The sequence below is a fragment of the Nocardia huaxiensis genome (genome assembly GCF_013744875.1).
GTDB classification, from domain to species: domain Bacteria; phylum Actinomycetota; class Actinomycetes; order Mycobacteriales; family Mycobacteriaceae; genus Nocardia; species Nocardia huaxiensis.
The window spans coordinates 7,924,600-7,943,615 of sequence record NZ_CP059399.1 but is presented as its reverse complement, the minus strand read 5'-3'; the positions used below and the strand labels follow the sequence as shown (position 1 = coordinate 7,943,615).

The window sequence follows — 19,016 nt, the reverse complement described above, 5'->3', positions numbered from 1 at the left end:
ATGCGCATGACGGCGCCGCCGCGTACCGGGCACGATGGGAAACAGGCGGTGCTGGTGCTCGCCGCCGTCGCCGCACTGGTGGGGATTCCTACACTGATTGCCAGCCGGGTGCCGGTGCGAGAGTCGGTGGTTCCGGCGGGGACGGCGATCGAACTCGAATCGCCGGGGGAGGAGCCGGATTCGGTGACCTTCGCCGGGGTGGACGGCTGGATTCAGCGGACCACCGGTGACCCGGCCACCGCGGTGCTGGAGAGCCCGAATCGCACCGTCCTCATCGTCACCGTCGTCAACGGGGTCACCGATTTCGGCGAGGCCGCCGAATGGCGGTTGAAGGTCTTGGACGTCCAGGGTTTCACCGGCGAATTCGACGGCGGGATGGTGGCCAACCCGCACGGATTCCACGGCTTCACCTGCCGGGGGGCCGACAACCCCGGGGTGTGCGCGGTGGTGGGCAAGCAGAATCTCGCGGTGACGCTCGCGCTGGCCGGTGACCGCGCCACCTTTGCGGAACTCGCGCCGATCCTGGAGTCTCTGGAGGCCGAGCAGTGAGCGGATTCCGGGCCGGGTCGGCGCTGTTCTGGGTGTACTGGGCAATGCTGATCATCGGGCCGATCGCCCTGCTCGCGCAGCTGGCCTCGACCCTGTCGCTGACGCTCGGAGATGTGATCGTGGGGATGCCGATCACGCTGCTGACGCTGCTCGTCTTCGGCGGACTGCTGGTGTACCTGGACCGATTGCGGGCGCGGACGACCATCCGGGTGCCGCTGTTCCTCGGATTCCTGTGGGGCGCGCTGGTCGGACCGGGCATCGCCATCTACGCCAATGACGACAATATGCGGGCGATTCAGAACCTGGCCGGGGACGCGTTCGCGAACAACTGGGCCGCGCCCATCTCGGCGTCCATCGTGGAGGAGGGGATCAAGGGGCTGGGCGTGTTCGTGGTGGCGTGGCTGGCCCGGCCGCTGCTGTACCGGCCCATGCATGGGCTTCTGCTCGGCGGGTTCACGGGCCTGGGATTCCAGGTGACCGAGGACATCACCTACAACGCCAATGCCGCACTACAATCCGCGCAGGGCGGGCCGGGACCGGCGATCATCGTGTCGCTGGTGCGCTTCGCGGTCGGGGTCACCTCACACTGGATGTTCACCGCGCTGGCCGGGATCGGCATCGTGCTCGCCATCGCCCGCAAGGACTGGTCCGCCGGGAAGCGGTTCGGCGTATTCGCGGGCTGCTATCTGCTGGGCGCCGCAATGCATTTCGCTTGGGACGCGCCGAGCCCGGAAGGGTTCGACACCTTCGGCATCGGCGGGAAGATGGCGATCTACATCGCGGTGTTCCTGCTCGTCTACTTCCGGGTGCTGCGCAGTGAGCGCTCCTGGTTCCGGGAGATGGCGAAAACTGTTGCGGCGCAGGGAGTCGCTCCGATCGAGGAGCTGAACACCCTGGTGACGAGGCGATCTCGCCGCCACACCCGCGCCTCGGTGATTCACCAGGGCGGACCGCCGAACCGCTGGCTGAAACAGCGGCAGCGGCAGCTCATCGAAGTCGTGCAGCGTGCGGGAGCACCGAATATCGCGCTCCCGCACGCCTACGGGCAGTGGGCTCCGCCCGTGCCCGGACACTGACCCTGCGCTACCCCGCGACCGCGAGCTCGGGGAGATTCTCGGCCAGGCCGATGGTCTCCGCGAGCAGGTCGGCAGCCGAGATCAGCTGCTGCTCGGTGTGTTCCGAGGTGATGAAGAAGCGCAGGCGCTCCTTGCCCACCGGGACGGCCGGGGCGGAAATGGCCCCGGCGTACATTCCGCGTTGCAGCAGCGTCGCGGAGACGAAACCGGCGCGGATCTCGCCCGGCACGATCACCGGGACGATCGGGGTGCCCTGGGACTCGCCGACATTCAGCCCGCGCTCGTGCAGCGCGGCGTTGAACAGGCGGGCGTTGTGCCAGAGCCGGCGTACCCGTTCGGGTTCCGCCTCCAGCACATCCAGGCCCGCGAGCGCCGCGCCGATGGTCGACGGCGCGGGGCCGCCGGTCAGCATGGCGACGCCGGGCGCGCTGGCCTTCATGGCGGCGATGAGATCCGCGTCGGCGGCAATGAAACCGCCGCAGCTGCCCAGGGCTTTGGACAGCGTGCCCATCCAGATGTCGACCTCCGCACCCGCCATGCCGTAGTGCTCGCGAATGCCGTGGCCGTGGTCGCCGAAGACGCCGAAGGAGTGCGCTTCGTCGACCATGACGGCACAGTCGAATTCCCGTGCGATGGCGGCCAGTTCGTCCACGCGGCCGACGGTGCCGTCCATGCTGTAGTGGCCTTCGAGGACCACCAGCGCACGATCGAAACCATTGCGGGACATGCGCAGGACCGAGCGCAGCGACTCCGGGTCGTTGTGCCGGAAGTTGATCCGGCGGCAGCCCGCCCACTGGGTGCCGGACACCACGCTGCCGTGGATGAGCGAGTCGCAGATAGCGACATCGCCCTCCCGCAGCAGGAATCCGATCACGCCCGCATTGGTGAGATAGCCGCTGGTGGTGACCATGGCGTCGCCGACATCGTAGATACCCGCCAGCCGCTGTTCGAGCTCGCCGTAGAGCGGGATCTCGCCCGCGACAATGCGACTGGCCGACGCCGAGGCACCGTACTGATCGAGCGCGTCCTTGGCCGCCTGCACCACCCGGGGATGACTGGACAGCCCCAGGTAGTTGTACGCGCTGAAGTTGACCAGCTCGGTGTCCAGCGCACGAATCACCGTGTCGTTGGGACTGGTTCGCGGCAGGAACAGCGGATTCACCAGGCCGGATTGCGCGCTGATCGCGGCGATCGCGGCTTGCTTCTGGACGGTCGCGGCGACATCCGGGTGGTCGGCGAACTGCCGACCGGGGCCCCGCACCGTGCGGATGGCAGCGGCGGTCGGTGTGCTGGACCGAGGTCCTGCGGCGCCCGTGTGCCCCGAGCCCGCGGTGCTCGCCGGGCGTGGTGTGGACGGCTGCCCTCCTGCGCTCGGTACCGATGCCGCAGGCGTCGGGGTCCTTCCGCCGACACTGCCACCACCATTGCCGGACAGCAGCTTTCGGGCCAGGTCGCGTGCCGATTCGCTCATGCCGTCACCTCGGCGGCAGCGGCGGCCGGTTCGCCGAGCAGGAACTCGGCGGCGCGGGCGCCTGCCTGCTGCAGGGTGAACGACCTGCCCAGGCGCAGGGCCGACAGGTCCACGCCCAGCGACTTGCCCACCAGCGCACCGAATTCCACGGCCATGAGCGAGTCCAGGCCGAGGTCGGTCACCGGCACTGTCAGGTCGATGGAGTCCGCGTCCACGCCCATGACCGCCGCCAGCTGCTCGGCGAGCATGTGCGCGACCACGTCGTTGCGCTGCTGCTCCTCGAGTTCGCGCAGGGCGAGCACGAGGTGCGAGGCGGCCGAATCGTCTTCCGCAGCAGCGGCGATGCGGGCTTCCACGCGGCCGGTCTGGGTGAAGAACGGCACCGAGGCCGCGACCTGCTTCCAGTCGATGGGGATGATGGCGGCCTGGTGGTGCAGGCCCAGGGTGAGCGCCTGCTCCAGGAATTCGGTGCCCTCGTCCATGTCGATCGAGTCGAACCCGGTGGTGCGCAGGTAGCGGGCCACGTTCTCGTCGGCGGCCATACCGCCGGCCATGTGACCCCAGCCCACGGCGAGGACCTTCCCGCCGTCGCGGGCCACCACATCGGCGACGGCCTGCAGGGCGAGGTTGGCCGCCGTGTAGGAGTACTGGCCGACGCCGCCGAAGATGGCGCTGCCGGAGGAGAACAGCACGAACATGTCGAGTTCCGCACCGGCCGTGGCGATTCCGTGCCGCAGCGCGTGCACGCCCTCGATCTTCGGCCGGTACACCGAGGCGAGGCTGTCGCGGTCCATGACCGTGATGCGCTTGTCGTCGACCACGCCGGCGGTGTGGAAGACGCCGCGCAGCGGATGCGCGGGGGAGTGGGCGCGGGTGATGACCGCGGCCATGGCCTCGGCATCGGTGACGTCCACTCTCTCGGTGGTCACGGTGACGCCCTGGGTTTCCCACGCGGACACCAGGTTCCGGGCCTCGTCGGTGGTCGCGCCGCTGCGGCCGAGCAGGGTGAGGCGCCGTGCGCCCTTGCCCACCAGCCAGCGGCCGACGGCCAGCCCGAACGCGCCGAACCCGCCGGTGATCACGTACTGCGCCGCCGGATCGACGGTCACCGTGCCGGTGCTCGGACGCACCAGCGGGGCAGGCGATTCCAGGCTCACCGCGATGCGGCCGAGTTGCGCCGAGCGCGCCACATCCTCGAATGCCCGTGCCACGTTGTCGGTTTCGTAGAGCTCGAAGGGCAGTCGCCGGTACCGGCCCGACTCCAGGGCGGCGTTCACCCGGGTGATGAGCTCGACGGTCTCCCGCCGCCGCAGGCGCAGCATGCGGTCCAGGTCGAACGAGTGGTAGGAGATGTTCTTGTCGAAGTACCGCAGGTCGAGCACGCCGCCGCTGTAGATGTCGGCCTTGCCGATCTCCACGATGCGCCCGAACTCGGCCACCGCCTTGAAGTTCCGGCGCAGGATCTCACCCGGCGCGGTGCTGATCACCACGTCCGCGCCCCGGCCGTCGGTCAGCCCGAGCACGTCGTCGGCGAAGTTCAGCGAGCGGGAATCGAGGACGTGATCCGCGCCCTGATCCAGCACATAGGCCCGCCGTTCGTCGCTGCTCGCGGTCCCGATCACGGTGGCGCCGTGCAGTTTCGCGATCTGCACCGCCGCCGAACCGACGCCGCCGGCCGCGCCGTGCACGAGCACGACATCTCCGGCCCGCACGCGGGCCAGTTCCAGCAGCGAGTGTTCGGCGGTGGAGAAAGCCGTTCCGCTGGTGCAGTATCCGGGCTCCGCGTCGTCGGCGGACTTGATGATCAGATCGCGGTCGGTGGTGTGGAAGCGGCTGATCATGCCCTTGGAGGTCAGTGTGACCTTGTCGCCGACCGCCAGGTCGTGCACGTCCGCGCCGACCCGGACCACGACGCCGTCGCCCTCCATACCCGGCAGGGTGCCGAAGAACGTGCCGGCCATCTCCTCCTCGGCGAGCACGCCGATGACCTTGAGCGGGTCCTTGTAGTTGAGGCCGATCGCGCGCATGCGCACCTCGACCTCGCCCGGCCCCGGCTCGCGCCGTGCGACGCGCCGCCAGCCCAGCCGCGACAGCGCCTTGGACTTGGGCAGCTCCAGGGTGAAGTTGGCCTCCGGATCATCCAGCGGCACAGCCTCTTCCAGAGTGTCGAGGCGACCCTGGAGCGAGGCGTCGACCACGGTCACCCAGCGCAGGCCGTTGCGTAGGAACACCTCATCGGAGTGGTCGTAGCTGAACGCGCCCGGAATGGCCAGTTCGGCGGCGAGATCGGCAGCGGTGACCTCGGATTCGAGATCCACCAGCCGCCAGCGCAGGCGCGGCTGCTCGTTCAGCAGCACGCGGCGGGCGCCGGCGAGGGCGGCATGCGCGGGGTTGGGCGCGGTGTCCTCCTCCGGATGCGCGTACGCGTGCTCGGTGAGGAGCGAGACGTGCACGGAACCGTCACCGGTCATGGGGATTTCGGCGCCGCGCTGTTCCAGCCACTCGTCGAGGAATTCGTCGAAGGTGACCGCGAGGCGGCGCAGTGTCCACAGGGCGTCCAGGTCCGTGTATTCGGTGCCGGCGATCAGCGCGATGTGCAGGCGCTCGACTCCGTCGACCGCGGCGGCGGCCCGGAGCTGTTCGCGCACAGCGTCTTCCAGGTCGGTGCGCTGCGGATCACCGATGACGAAGATCCCGGAGCGCGGCGTGGTGGCCGCGACGGCGTGGGCGCGTGCGCTTGCCGCCGAACCGAATTCGACGACGAGGGTGTACGCGGTGTCCGCGGCGGGCAGCCCGGCGAGCTCCACCGGTTCCCGCATCTCCCAGCGGTCCTCGTAGAAGATGTCGGTCATCCGCTGCATGGCGCTGCGGCCCGGCGCGATGGAGCCGAAGCGCATGCCGATGAGCTGGAGCACCACATTCTGTTCGCCGTCGAGCAGGTCGATATCGGCGATGGGATCGCCCTCGGTGGACAGCCGCGCCACCACGGTCACCTGATCCGGGATGGGCGCGAAGGCCCGCACCCCGTCCACGGCGACCGGCACCATGGCTCCGTCCTCCGCGCCGCCGGTGCCGGCGAGCAGTGCCGCCACGCTCTGCAGCGCGGCATCCACCACGGCCGGGTGGGCCAGGTGCCCGGAGTCCCGGGCGATGCTGCCGTCGAGGGTGGCGACCACGGTGGATCCGGAGATGCGCACGGCGGTGGCGCGCTGGAAGGCCGGGCCGTAATCGAGTCCGCGCGCGGCCAATCCGGCGTAGAAGGCGGCCGGGTCGATGGCGTGCATCTCGTCCACGTCGGGCACCTCGACCTTGGTGGAATCGAAGGCGCCGGTGATGAGGCGACCGGTGGCGTGGGTGGTCCACAGGTCTCCGCCGAGCTCGCGGGAGCGGATGACGAAGCGGCCGGTGGACTCCTCGACGTGCAGTTCGGCCAGTGGCGCCGCGCCCTCGTCGATGATGAGCGGCGCGACGAAGCGGATGTCCTCCACCGCCACGCGCGTCGAGTCGGTGCGCAGCGCGACCGCGCTCAGGGCCGCGTCCAGATAGCCCGCACCGGGCAGGATGCGCGCGCCGCCGACCACGTGATCGGCCAGCCACGGCATGGCGCCGACGCTGAGCTGGATGCGCCAGGAGTTCGACGGATTGTCCAGGTCCGGGTCGCCGAGCATCGGGTAGACGCCGGGCGTGCCGTACTTGCGCTGCTGGAAAACGGGATTCGCATTGCGCAGCGGGGTGCGCTGCCACGGGTAGCGCGGCAGGTCCACGTGCGCGGTGACGGTCCCGGCGAACAGGGCGTCGATATCGAGCGCGCCCGCCGTGTACAGCCCGGCGATGGTCTGCCGGATGCTCTCGGCATCGGCCTGCTTACGGTTGAGCGTGGGCACCGAGGTTCCGGACTCGCCTGCGCCGATGAGGATTTCGCGAATGTTCGCACCCAGCACCGGATGCGGGCCGACCTCCAGGTAGACGCGGTGGCCGGCGCCGACCAGGTCGGTGAGGGCATCGGCGAAACGCACGGGTTGGCGGACATTGGCGCACCAGTACTCGGCGTCCCAGTCGCCTGCCGTGACGCGCTGTCCGGTGACGGTGGACCACAGCGGGATTCGCGGATCGGCGAGCCGCAGCTCGGCCAGGGCCGTGCGCAATTCGTCGAGGATGGGCTCCATCAGATAGCTGTGGTAAGGCACCTCGACGAACAGCCGCTTGGCGAAAATGCCGTCGGCGGTGAGTTTTTCGGTGATGGCGTCGAGCCGGTCCACCGCACCGGCCAGGGTGACGGCGGTCGGGCTGTTGACGGCGGCGATGTCGACCAGCGGGTCGTCCGCGATCAATTCCAGTGCGGCAGCCGGAGACAAGCCCACGGCGAGCATGCCGCCGGAACCCGCGGTGGTGGCCTGCAAGCGGGCCCGGTGGTAGCTCACCAGCAGGGCGTCGCGCAGCGACAGCATGCCGGTGACATAGGCGGCGGACACCTCGCCGACACTGTGCCCGACCACGGCGGCCGGGTGGATGCCGAGCTCGGCCAGCAGGGCGAACAGCGAGACCTGCACCAGGAAGTTGGCGGGCTGTGCGACGGCGGTCGTGGTGACCCGCGACTCCTCCTCCGGCCGCAGCAGTTCCGCCACGATGGACCAGCCGGAGATCTCTCGGAACACCGCGTCTATGCGCGCGGCCTCGGCGGCGAAAGTGCCTCCGGCCTGGAGTAGTTCGCGGCCCATGGCCCACCACTGCGGTCCCATGCCGGTGAAGACGAAGACCGGTTCGGGGGCCTTGCGCACCACCGTCTTGGTCGCGCCGCGACCGGTGCCGGTGGCGAATTCGACCAGGGCCTGGACCAATTCGGTGTCGTCGGCGAAGGTCAGCGCGGTGCGGAACTGGTGATGGTGGCGGCGGGTCCAGGCCGCCTCGGCCAGGCGGCCGGGTTCCGCGCCCTCGGCGATGAGTTCGGCGAAGCCACGGGCGAGGTCGCGGGCGGCCTTCTCGCTGCGCGCCGAAAGCGGCAGCACACCATGGTGTTTGGGCGGGGAGTCCGGCGTTGCCGAGGTCGGCACGTACTCCTGGAGGATGGCGTGCGCATTGGTGCCGCCGTAGCCGAAACCATTGACGGCGATGGTGACTCGCTCGACCTCGGGTCCGACCGGCTCGGCCTCCAACTGCAAGCGGATGCCCAGTTCGTCGAACGGGATCTCCGGATTCGGCGTCTCCAGCCACCCCTGCGGGGCCAGCGTCCGCTTCGACACGGCCAGCGCCGATTTGATGATGCTGGCGATGCCGGAGGCCGCCTCGGTGTGCCCGAGCTGAGCCTTCACCGAGCCCACGCCCACCGGCGTGGTGCGGCCCTCGACCTGCCCGTAGGCCCGCCCGATGGCGCGCAGCTCCAGGGGATCGCCCACCGGCGTTCCGGTGCCGTGCGCCTCCACGTAGGTGACCTGGTGCGGCGCGATGCCCGCGCGCTCGGTCACCGATTTGGCCAGGGCCTCTTGCAGATCTGCGTTCGGCACGGTGATGGCGCTGGTGCGCCCGTCCTGGTTGGACCCGGTCGCCTTGATGACCGCGTACACCCGATCCCCGTCGCGCTCGGCGTCTTCCAGCTTCTTGAGCACGACCATGCCCGAGCCCTCACCGCGCCCGTAGCCGTCGGCGGAGGCGTCGAAGGGCTTGCTGCGCCCGTCGGCGGCCAGGAAGCCGCCCTTACACATGGACACGAACGGTTCCGGCTGCATGAGCATGGTGACGCCGCCGGCCAGCGCGACCGTGCAGTCGCCGGCCTCCAGGGCCTGGCAGGCCAGGTGCAGCGCGACCAGTGAGGAGGAGCACGCGGTGTCCACCGTCATGGCCGGGCCGACCATATTGAGCGCGAACGCGATTCGGTTCGAGAGCATGGTGTAGGAGGCGCCGACGGCGGTGTGCATGTCCACATACGGCAGGGCCGCATTGGTATTCGACACGGCGAGCTGGTCCAGGGTGAACGCACCCACGTAGACGCCGATCGGCGCGCCGGTCACCCGGCCCGCCATGCCCGCGTCATCCAGTGCCTCCCAGGCGACTTCGAGCACCAGCCGCTGCTGCGGATCCATGGCGGCGGCCTCGCGCGGGGAGATGCCGAAGAAGTCGGGGTCGAAGGCCCACGGGTCGCCGGTCATGAAGGCGCCGCGTTTGGTGTACATGCGGCCGGGCGTGCGCCGGTCCGGGTCGTAGTAGCGGCGGTAGTCCCAGCGGTCGGCCGGAATGTCGACGACGCCGTCGCCTTTGTTGATGATGAAGTCCCAGAACGATTCCGGGGAATCGATTCCGCCTGCGTAACGGCATCCAATGCCGACAATAGCAATGCCCGACGTGGCAATATCCGACATGGTGATGGCTCCTCGGCAACTCAGAAATAGCCTGGTGATTCCCCCCGAGAAAGCAATGCAGTGTTGGCGTTTCGGCGCCTGTCAGCGCCCGGTCGCCACCGGCTGACGTAAGACGAAGTTCATTTCGGGGCCGTCGCGCCCGATGCGTATCTTGCGGATCAACTCGGTGCCGAGTGCCGCGTAATAGGGGACATTGGCGTCCTTGCAGATTCCGCCCACGCCCACCTGTTGTTCATCGCCCAGCGCCGTGAGCCACTGGAACAGCGCCCGGCCCACCCCGGCGACGCGCTGCAGGGACGGATCCGTCCCGAGATACACCAGGAGGTGATGCGGTTCCCGGGGCGAGACCTCGGCTATGGCGGCATCGACGGCGATGCCCTTCCGGGTGGCCGGCAGCCCCATGGCCCACAGCAGTTTCGGTCCCGAAATCGCTTCGTGCCACAGGCTTTTCCGGTATCCGGCGGGATACCAGAGGGCCGCGCCGACGATCTTGTCGTCCAGTGTCGCCACGGCGGCTCCGCCGGACGGCAGGAATCGATGCTCGATCATGATGCGCAGCATGCGCGGTGATTTGCGGTGCCGGATCGCCTCCGACGGGAAGACATACTCTTCGATGGGATCTTCGGTTGCGAACGCTCCCGCTATGACGTTCACAATCGCGTCGATATCTTGCTCGGTTGCGCGCCGGATAACCGGTGCAGCCGACTGCGCCAAAACGGTTCCTCTTACACTTCGTACCCGATTGCCCGGCGTCGACGACGGGCCGTCCAGCTGCCCTACTGGACGCTAGCCTGAAACAGGCTACTGGACAGTAGGTTACACCGCTGGCGCTTTCGTGCCACCCGAAGATTCTTGTGGCATATGCCAATTCACCCCGCTATTGCGGGAGCATGGCTCATCGCCTATGGTTTCGGGGTCGTGCACTCAGCCCAAACTGCCGAGGATGTCCTGGGATTCGATCAATCCGATATCACTCGGGGCGGCGCCCTCGCCGAACACGCGAGCATGCTGCCTGGCGCGCAGGGCCAGATGTGCCTCGGCGGGTTTGTCGTAGCCGTAGCGTTCCCGGGCCTCTACCGGAGTCACCACCTCGCGCCGCAGCGGCGGCACCTCCAGCAGAATCGGACGCACCACAGGGAAGGTCATCGGCGAAAGCAGCTGCAAGACAAGAAGTTCCGCGCGCCGGCTGAGATGGACCACGCGGAATATCAGCTTCAGCCAGTAGGGGACCAGCGCGTCCACCACCCGTGACTGGTGCAGGCCCGACATCTGCCGCATCCACAGCGGCATGGTGGCGATGGTGCCCGCGCGCAGCGAGCGGCCCGCGATCCAGGTGACCGGGCGCAGGAAGAACGGCAACCTCGGCAGCATCACCTCGGCCGTCAGCAGGTGATTCATTGCCTGGCGGGCGATTTCGCTGCCGGAGAGCTGCGGCCGCATGTGGTCGAAGTACGCCTGGATGCCCTCGCGGGTGCGGGGAACATCGTCGGGAGAACAGGTTTGGAGCTCGGCCGCGACCGCGCACTCCTGCCAGTACCGCGCCTCCTCGGCCGGGCTCAGCCGTCCCGGGCCGTACTTCTCGTAGGCGTAGAGAATCGAATGCCAGGCCGTCAGATGGATCCACAGCTGTGAGGCCGGATCGTTCGCATCATAGGGCTGCCCGCCGTACGGCTCGGTGCCGATCGCCTTGGAGTGAATCTTGACCAGCACATCGGCGGCCTGCGAGGTCTCCCGCGACCCGCCGAAGGCCACCAGCGCGAAGTACTTCAGCGTCCGGTCGTAGCGGGTGCGCGGGCGCTTGTAGATGTCGTGCGTCTTGTCCACCGCGGCCACCAGCGCCGGATCCAGCTCCTCGATGACCACCGCGCGCTGGAATCCGATCGAGAGCGAGGTCGGGTAACTCCACACCTTCCACGTCACCGAACCCGGCCCGAAAAAGCCGTAGTCCTCGTGCGGTTGCGTGGTCTTCTTCCGAGGCAGCGTGAACTCCATGCGATCTCCTCTCGGAGCCGGGCGGATACGAGCGTGGTGGACTCGGCGGAGCGCGCCGACCAGCGGTGACGCACTCCGCCACACCCTAACGGGTATCGCCCGCCGTCAGGCGGAACCCCGCCCGTCAGCCCTGAACCACATCAGCCCTGAAACCACATCGGGCGCAGCGTGGGCCCATTGTCCGGCAACACGATCGGCGTGCCGGTGTGGGCGAATCCGCAGCGCTCATAGAGCCGGGCCGAGCGTTCGGTGCTCGCCTCCAGGTAGGCGGGCAGGCTCGGCTCGGCCTTGATCCGGTCGGTGATGATGGCCGCGCCCGCACCCTTTCCGCGGTGCTCCGGCAGCGTGACGATGACATGTAGATAGCGGTGCGGAAATTCGATCGGGTGGGCGGCCGTGACGGCCTCGGTCACGGTGGCTATCCGCTGGAAGGGGCGCACCGCCGGGAACTGTCCGGCGAGCGCGCGCAGCTCGGCGGCTTCCCGGTGCGCCCGGTCCAGAGAGCTCACCTGCTGCCACAGCGACACCGCCCAGATCTCGGACTCGGTGCCCGCGAGCCACACCTCGTCCTCACGCAGGGCTTTCTCGATCAGCTCGGGCACGTACTTGTCGCGGTACTGCTCGGCGATGTCGCCGGCGTCCTCCATCACCCAGCTCGTCACCACTTCGTCGGCCCCGGCGAGCGCGAACACCCGGGCCACCTCGTCGGCCTCGGACGACTCCGCGCGGCGAACCAGCAACTGCGTATCCATGACTACCTCCTGAAGTGAACACCGTTCCGAACGCCAAAGTAGGGGCCTGGCTGCGTGGTTACGACAATTTCGTCACACTGGGAGTTGTGATGAAATCGGGAACCGCCTGTGCGATCTGCGGGGCGGCCATGGCTCAGCCCGCGCGCGGCCGGCGGCGTAGCTACTGTTCGCGGGCCTGCCAGGCACGGGCCTACCGGGCGCGGCGCGACGCCGTCCCCACCCGCCGCGCGACCCGTCCGGAGCGGCTCACCACGGTCGGCATCATCCGGGCCGCCGTCGACCTGGCCGATCGCAGCGGTCTCGACGGTCTGTCCATGCGCCGCCTCGCCACCGAACTCGGCATGGCCACCGCGGGCCTGTACCGCCGCTTCCCGGATCGCGATGCGCTGCTGGCCGATATGGCGGAATACGTGCTCGCGGAGAATGAGCGGCAACCGGTGACCGGCGACTGGCGGGCCCGCCTCGGCGCCGAAGCGCACGCGGAATGGCAGCTGTACCAACGACATCCGTGGATGCTGCCGGTGCTCGCCCGCACCCGCCCGCCGCTCGGCCCGGCCCTGCTGGACAGTCTGGAGCGATCGTTCTCCGCGTTGGACCACCCCGGCCTCGACCGCGACACCATGCTGACCATCTATCTCGCGGTCTCCGGTCTGGTCCAGGGCCTGGCCCTGCTCCCGGGCGCCGAACGCGGCTACCTCGGCACCGAGGGCTCCGATCCGGCCGATCCGGGGAGTGTGCAGTTCGACAGCGGCGCAGCCGATCCCGTCGAGATGATCGATCCCGCCACCCACCCCACCCTCACCCGCTACTTCGCCGACGCCGCGGCCGGTCTCGATCTGAACCTGGAACGCCTGCTCACCGACAGTCTCGCCCTGCTGCTGGACGGCATCGCCGCCCGGCACTTCGCCGTCCCGGATTGACCGGTTCAGCCATTCATCATTGGTGGCCTTCCACACCGGATGTGGTCCCGATTACAGTCCTACCGGCCGGTAATGGCGCCGGCAGGGAGCGGGAGTCGTATGAGGTCGGGGATTTTCATGCGCGGCAAGGCCATTCGTGGCCTGACCGCAGCGGTCGTACTGACGGTGGGCGCGCTGGTCGCGGTGCCATCGGCATCAGGGGAGACGAGCACCGGATTCACCGGCATCGACGGTGACGGTTACGCGGCGAATTGGACCGCGGCCGTGGACGGTCCGCAGCCGTACTCCGGCGTCGTGCCGGATCTGGCCGTGCCGATCACCATGAGCGACGGCACCGTGCTCAAGGCCGACATCATTCATCCCGCGCAGGGCGGGCGCATGGCCGACGGACAGCGGCCGGTGATCCTGCAGATGCAGGGGTACGGCAAGCTGCCGGTGCTCATCGGACAGTCGCTGCTCTACGCCGCGGACGAACTGGGAATCAAACAGCCGCTGGAGAATTGGATCGGGTCGCTGAACCTGCCGGGCATCGGGCTCGACGGGCTCTTCGACATGACCAGGCAGGCGGACTCCGGTGCGATCGAGGCCGCACTGCAGGACTTCGCGCTCGCCGAAGCCGGATACACCCTGGTGCAGGTCGACCTTCGGGGCACCGGGACATCCGAGGGCGCGTGGCAGGTCTTCGGTGATCGCGAGAAGCGGGACACCGCCGAGGTGATCGACTGGATCACCCGTCAGGGCTGGAGCGACGGCACCGTCGGCGCCATGGGCATTTCCTTCACCGCGATCACGGCGCTGCAGGCCACCGCCTACCAGCCGCCGGGCCTGAAGGCGGTCTTCGCCTACGAGGGCAGCGCCGACATCTTCAACGACATCGCGGGCGCGGGTGGCGCGGTCGGCGTCGGATTCCTGATTCCCTGGCTGCTGGGCGTCAACGCCTTGAAGATGATCCCGGACATCACTGCGCTCATCGCCGGCAGGTTCGATCCCGCACAGCAGGTGAAGTGGCTGCAGGACCGGATCGCCAATCCGGCGACGCTGGTCGAAATGGTGCTCAACGGATACACCGCGCTGACCCCGGACCAGCTGACCGCCTACACCCGCCAGCTGGTCGACCCGGATTCCGGCTTCCGCCAAGGCTTGCAGACCGACGTCTCCAAGATCGAGGTGCCGACCTTCATGGTCGGCTCCTGGTTCGACATCTTCGGCACCACGCCCACCGACACCTTCGACGCCATCCCGCTGTCGCGCGAACAGAAGAAACTGATCATGGGTGACGGCTACCACCTGGGGACCGGCGTGGCCGGTTTCGGGCACGCGGGCATGCCGCCGCGCCTGGATGTCCTGCAGCGCGCCTGGTTCGATCACTGGCTGCGCGGAATCGACAACGGCATCGAGAAATACAGCCCGCTGGTGATGAAACAGCAGGGCGGCGGCTGGACCGACGTGCCGGACTTCCCGCGCACCGAGGCGACCTACCGGCGCATGTACCTCAATGACCTGCCGTCCGGCACCAGCCCCACTTCGCGATACGACGGCGGCCTGTCGCATACCGCGCTGCAGGCGGGCGTGCGCGATCTGACCGTCGCTCCCGGCCTGCTCAGCCTGTGCGGCCGGGACACCGCCCGCATCTCCGCCGGCGTCACCTCGATCATCGAGGCGTGCGGCAATGACTCCCGGATCTGGGAACACGACGGGCTGAGCTTCACCAGCAGCCCGGTGGCCGAGCCGACCACCATCTCCGGCCCGATCAATGTGCACCTCAACGCCGTGCACGACGCGGCCGACGGCTACTGGGTGGCGACCGTCAACGACGTTGCGCCGGACGGAAGTTCACGCGAGATCTCCACCGGCCAGCTGGTGTCCTCGGTGCGGCAGATCGACGACGAGACCAGCCTGCGCTCGCCCAACGGGGACTACACCGAGCCGCGCTACTACCTCGACATCGAGCGGCGCGAGCAGACCGTTCCCGGTGTCCCGGTGACCCTGGACATCGCGCTCACACCCATCGAGGCCGTCCTGCAACCCGGTCATCGGCTGCGCGTCGACGTGTATGCCAGCAACTTCCCGAAGGGCTTGCCGCCGTTGATGTTCCTGGCGGACTCCGGACTGAGGCCGCAGCATCTGCGGCTGGACCCGGACGCACCCAGCTGGGTGAACATCGCGCTGACCGCGGCCATCCCGGAGTAGGTCAGTAGGCGTTGGCGCGGGCGCTCCAGCGGGCGGCCAGTTCGGCGGTGCGGCTCTGCGGGAAGGAGATTCGGCTCGGATCGCCGTCGGAGGTGTAGCGGTCGGCGGGGGCGGCGGCGAGTTTGTCCAGCCAGTAGCCGGAGGTGAAGGCGATGTCGTCGCGGCCGGAGCGGATGCGGGGGACGGCGGCGAGGTCCACCGGGCCGTAGGGGGAGGGGGCCGGTTCCGCGCCGACGAGCATGACCGCGTCGAAGGCGTAGGCGGTGCCCTCCCAGGTCCCGGCGCTGGCCAGGGCGCGATCGGTCGGTGAAATGCCAAGGGGCAGAGCGAGAGTCCGGACCGGGAGGTGGGTGGCCGCGGTGATGGCGCGGACGTTCTCGACCAGTTCGCGCTGTACGCCGGTGCCGTCCAGGCGGGCCAGGTTGGCGTGCGAGGCGGTGTGCGCGCCGACCTCGTAGCCGTGTGCGGTCAGCCAGGGCAGCGCGCGGGCATCATTGGCGAAGGGCTCGTTGTTGACGAAAAACGTTGCGGTGGCGCCGAAGTCGGGGTGCTGCGCGCGGAACTCCTCGAGAATGGCCACCGCCGTGTCGGGGGCGGGCGCACCGTCGGCGGTGAAGGAGACCTGGCTGGTGGTGGAGTCGTCGAAGGTGAGGACCACCGGGTGGGTGCCCGCGGCCAGGTCGAAATCGCCGGATGCGTACTGGGAGACCGTGATCGGGCGGTAGTTCTCGCGGTACAGGCGGTCCAGTTCGGCGCGGAATTTCTCCGGGGTCTGGTCGTACTCGCCGAGTCCCGACCGATCGATTCGGTGGTACATCAGGACCGGGACCAGGCCGAGTTCGTTCGCGCCGACGGCGGCCGGATCGGGCGCGACCGTCGTGGCCGGTGGCGGTGAGGTGGCGGCCGTGACCGGCTGCTCGGCGGAACCGCAGGCGGTGAGCGCACCGGCGGTGAGGACACACAGGAGTACCGACCCGGCAGTACGCAGAGCCGTGACCGTGATCTTGGCCATTCGCCGAACTCTACTGTCGTCCAAGCTGTTACGGATAAGAGTCGTGAAGATCGCCCGGCGGACGGGCCGGCAGTGGATAGTGGGGAGACTTCGAACGAGAGTTGGTGTGCGCGTTGCTGAAAAAGGTCCCGCGTACCGGTCGATCGCGCCTGATCCTGGTGGCGATCGTCGCGGTGGTGGCGCTGGTCGTGGCAGGTGTGGTCGCCGGGATGGTCCGAGACAGGGTGGCGGCGAACGCCCCCGATACCGAACCCCCTTCCCTCGAAGTGAATCCGTTATCGACCCTGAACTCCTATCGCGGTCCGGTCACGGTGCGCGGCAAGGCGATCGGCGCCACGACGGTCACCGCCGACGGGACCACCGCGCAGGTGGGTGCGGACGGCGTCTTCGAACTCACGTTGCCGAAGGCCCCGCTCGGCGCCACGGTGGTCGCCACCGACGCCGCGGGCAACCAGACGACGCTGCCGTTGACCGCGACCGTGCAGGTGCCGCGCATCCGGGCCGTGCACGTGACCGCGCACGCCTGGGCCTACGAGCCGCTCCGCGAAGGCGTGCTGGATCTGGCGCGTCAGGGCCGCATCGACACCGTGCAGCTCGACATCAAGGACGAGGACGGCGTGGTCGGCTACGACTCGCAGGTTCCGCTCGCCCGGGAATCGGGTGCGTCCGCCGGCATCTACCAGGCCGGTGAAGCGCTGAAGACCCTGCACGACATGGGATTGCGCGTCATCGGCCGCATCGTCGCCTTCCGCGACCGGACCATGGGCGAATGGGCCTGGAACTCCGGGCACCGCGACTGGGTGGTCCAGAACCCCTCCGGCGGACCGTATTCCAGCCACTACGGGGCCATCGCCTTCATCAACTTCGCCAGCCCCGAAATGCGGCGGTACAACATCGATCTCGCTGTCGAGGCCGCGAACCTCGGCTTCGACGAGATCATGTACGACTACATCCGCCGTCCGGACGGTTCGCTGTCGAGCATGGTCTTCCCCGGCCTCACCGGCACTCCGAGCTTGTCCATCGCCGAATTCCTGCGTGAGAGCCGCGATCCGGTGCGCAGTGCGGGCGCGTTCCAGAGCGCGGCGGTCTTCGGCGTCGCCTCCACCCGGCCGGACGAGATCGCCCAGGACATTCCGGCCATGGCCAAGCACGTGGATTACGTTGCGCCCATGCTGTATCCGTCGCACTGGGGTAACGGCGAATACAACGTCTCCAACCCCAACGCCCAGCCCTACGACATCATCTTCGCCTCGCTGCCGGACTTCACCCGGCAGGTGGCGGGCACCGGAGCCACGGTCGTGCCGTGGCTCCAGGACTTCAGCCTCGGGGTCGCCTACGGGGACGCGGAGGTGCGCGCCCAGATCGACGCCGCCGCCGCGCAGGGCATCAATTCCTGGGTGCTGTGGAATCCATCGGTGCGGTATCACGGCGGGGCGCTCGATCCGGCGTGAACCACGTGACATAGAAGGTGTAGCTCAGCACGGCCAGCGCGCCGAGCAATGCGATCCCGAACGGAATCGGATTGGCGGCCATGGTGAGCGCGAGGAACCGGGTGGACAGCAGGACGCCCGCGAACACCGCGATACCCATGGCCATCACCCGGATGCGCGCGGCATCCCAGCCGCGATCCGGATCCCGCAGCGCCGACTCCACCGTCAGGCACAGGGCGGCACCGGCGATCAGATCCACGCCGTAGTGCGCGCCCAGACCCAGTGTCGCGGTGACCGTGCAGACCAGCCAGAACGTTCCACCCCAGCGCAGCCACAGCGGCCCGCGCCGGGAATGGATGAACAGTGACAGCGCCCACGCGGTGTGCAGCGACGGCATGCAGTTGCGCGGCGTGATGGTGTCGAACGGCATGGCCTCCACCGAGGACGGCACCGGCGGAACCACATTCGGCCACACATCGGCCAGCTCGTAGCCATTGCCCCACGGTCCGAACGCGAGAATCGGGCCGACCACAGGGAACAGCACGTACCAGATCGGTCCCACCAGGCCCAGCGTCAGAAAGGTGCGCACCAGGTAATGCCGCGGCCACTCGCCCTTGGTCACATTGCGCAGCTGCCACGCCGCCACCACGATCGCGGCCACCGGCAGCTCGAAATACACCCACCGCACGATGCCCAGCGGCACCGGTCCGGCGACCTCCAGCGCGTGCCCGACCACCCAGGCCGGATTGCCCAGGGCCCGATCGGCCAGCTGCACATAGGGATCGAGCACCATGGGCCGCGCCCACGCGGTGATGTCCAGCCAGATCTCGCCGACCTTGGTCGCCAGGATGAGCAGCGCCCCGAGCGCGATGGCGTGCAGGGCGGTACGCCGGCGCTCCCCGGTCCAGCGCAGCGCCACCGTGATCGCCATGACGGTGAGCACGATGGCCGGACCATTGCCGACGGTGAACTTCGCACCCGTCAGCGCGCGGACAGCGACGTACACCACATCCAGCGACACGGCCGCCGACACGGCGATGATGCGTTCCCGCTTGGTGATGCCGACCAGTGCGAGCAGGAATCCGGCCCACGGCGTGGTGGCCGATTTGGGGACGCCCGCGTAGTCGCGCCACAGGCTGGTCAGGGGTCCCAGCGCATGCAGGTGCGCGGCCATGATCTCCCCGCCCACCAGGGCGAATACCGCTGCGGCAACGGCGGACCAGAGCAGCCACGGTTTCATTCGACGCGGCCGGTGCACTGTGGTCCCCGCG

Annotated in this window: 12 protein-coding genes; 5 read left to right on the top strand and 7 right to left on the bottom strand. The window is 68.8% G+C overall.

The features are described from left to right. The first annotated feature begins 6 nt into the window (after positions 1–6). Entirely contained in the window at positions 7–549 is a 543-nt protein-coding gene (locus tag H0264_RS36355) for a hypothetical protein (RefSeq protein ID WP_181581724.1), read from the top strand. Then, positions 546–1,625: a PrsW family intramembrane metalloprotease gene (locus H0264_RS36350; RefSeq protein WP_181581723.1), complete on the top strand. Its 1,080-nt coding sequence runs from the start codon at positions 546–548 to the stop codon at positions 1,623–1,625. Before H0264_RS36355 ends, H0264_RS36350 begins: the two co-directional genes overlap by 4 nt. 7 nt (positions 1,626–1,632) lie before the next feature. Here the strand turns inward: H0264_RS36350 and H0264_RS36345 are convergent, their stop codons facing one another. From H0264_RS36345 to H0264_RS36325, 5 genes are all read right to left on the bottom strand, one after another. After that, the gene (locus H0264_RS36345) at positions 1,633–3,096 is read right to left on the bottom strand and encodes an aminotransferase class I/II-fold pyridoxal phosphate-dependent enzyme (protein ID WP_181581722.1); all 1,464 of its coding nucleotides are present in this window, start codon (positions 3,094–3,096) and stop codon (positions 1,633–1,635) included. Further along, a complete protein-coding gene (locus tag H0264_RS36340; RefSeq protein ID WP_181581721.1) occupies positions 3,093–9,449 on the bottom strand; it encodes a type I polyketide synthase in 6,357 nt (2,118 codons plus the stop codon). The genes H0264_RS36345 and H0264_RS36340 overlap by 4 nt, the downstream gene beginning before the upstream one ends. An 81-nt stretch (positions 9,450–9,530) precedes the next feature. Next, complete coding sequence (locus H0264_RS36335; protein WP_244976055.1) at positions 9,531–10,103, bottom strand: GNAT family N-acetyltransferase; 573 nt, start codon at positions 10,101–10,103, stop codon at positions 9,531–9,533. Between the two features lie 270 nt (positions 10,104–10,373). Then, positions 10,374–11,441, bottom strand: coding sequence for an oxygenase MpaB family protein (locus tag H0264_RS36330; RefSeq protein WP_181581720.1), 1,068 nt, complete (start codon positions 11,439–11,441; stop codon positions 10,374–10,376). Positions 11,442–11,581: 140 nt separating this feature from the next. Next, positions 11,582–12,193 (bottom strand): GNAT family N-acetyltransferase, encoded by a 612-nt coding sequence (locus H0264_RS36325; protein ID WP_181581719.1) that lies wholly within the window; start codon positions 12,191–12,193, stop codon positions 11,582–11,584. Positions 12,194–12,282: 89 nt separating this feature from the next. Between H0264_RS36325 and H0264_RS36320 the strand changes: the two genes are divergently transcribed. Beyond that, positions 12,283–13,113, top strand: a complete 831-nt coding sequence (locus tag H0264_RS36320; RefSeq protein WP_181581718.1) for a TetR/AcrR family transcriptional regulator — start codon at positions 12,283–12,285, stop codon at positions 13,111–13,113. A 99-nt stretch (positions 13,114–13,212) separates the two neighbouring features. Continuing rightward, positions 13,213–15,303, top strand: coding sequence for a CocE/NonD family hydrolase (locus H0264_RS36315; RefSeq protein WP_244976054.1), 2,091 nt, complete (start codon positions 13,213–13,215; stop codon positions 15,301–15,303). A 1-nt stretch (position 15,304) separates the two neighbouring features. On the opposite strand, the gene H0264_RS39125 is transcribed toward H0264_RS36315, so the two are convergent. Beyond that, the gene (locus H0264_RS39125) at positions 15,305–16,315 is read right to left on the bottom strand and encodes a polysaccharide deacetylase family protein (RefSeq protein ID WP_181581717.1); all 1,011 of its coding nucleotides are present in this window, start codon (positions 16,313–16,315) and stop codon (positions 15,305–15,307) included. 113 nt (positions 16,316–16,428) lie between these two features. Here H0264_RS39125 and H0264_RS36305 point away from each other — a divergent pair, with 113 nt between their 5' ends. After that, positions 16,429–17,766, top strand: a complete 1,338-nt coding sequence (locus tag H0264_RS36305; RefSeq protein ID WP_244976053.1) for a putative glycoside hydrolase — start codon at positions 16,429–16,431, stop codon at positions 17,764–17,766. Here the strand turns inward: H0264_RS36305 and H0264_RS36300 are convergent. Further along, on the bottom strand, positions 17,702–18,985 hold the full coding sequence (locus tag H0264_RS36300) for a DUF5933 domain-containing protein (protein WP_181581716.1): 1,284 nt from the start codon (positions 18,983–18,985) through the stop codon (positions 17,702–17,704). The genes H0264_RS36305 and H0264_RS36300 overlap by 65 nt on opposite strands. Positions 18,986–19,016 lie beyond the last annotated feature (31 nt).

Coding starts and splice junctions, on each gene's coding strand:
- H0264_RS36355 (WP_181581724.1), top strand. CDS start 7: ATGACGGCGCCGCCGCGTACCGGGCACGATGGGAAACAGGCGGTGCTG.
- H0264_RS36345 (WP_181581722.1), bottom strand. CDS start 3,096: ATGAGCGAATCGGCACGCGACCTGGCCCGAAAGCTGCTGTCCGGCAAT.
- H0264_RS36340 (WP_181581721.1), bottom strand. CDS start 9,449: ATGTCGGATATTGCCACGTCGGGCATTGCTATTGTCGGCATTGGATGC.
- H0264_RS36330 (WP_181581720.1), bottom strand. CDS start 11,441: ATGGAGTTCACGCTGCCTCGGAAGAAGACCACGCAACCGCACGAGGAC.
- H0264_RS36325 (WP_181581719.1), bottom strand. CDS start 12,193: ATGGATACGCAGTTGCTGGTTCGCCGCGCGGAGTCGTCCGAGGCCGAC.
- H0264_RS36320 (WP_181581718.1), top strand. CDS start 12,283: ATGAAATCGGGAACCGCCTGTGCGATCTGCGGGGCGGCCATGGCTCAG.
- H0264_RS36315 (WP_244976054.1), top strand. CDS start 13,213: ATGAGGTCGGGGATTTTCATGCGCGGCAAGGCCATTCGTGGCCTGACC.
- H0264_RS39125 (WP_181581717.1), bottom strand. CDS start 16,315: ATGGCCAAGATCACGGTCACGGCTCTGCGTACTGCCGGGTCGGTACTC.
- H0264_RS36300 (WP_181581716.1), bottom strand. CDS start 18,985: ATGAAACCGTGGCTGCTCTGGTCCGCCGTTGCCGCAGCGGTATTCGCC.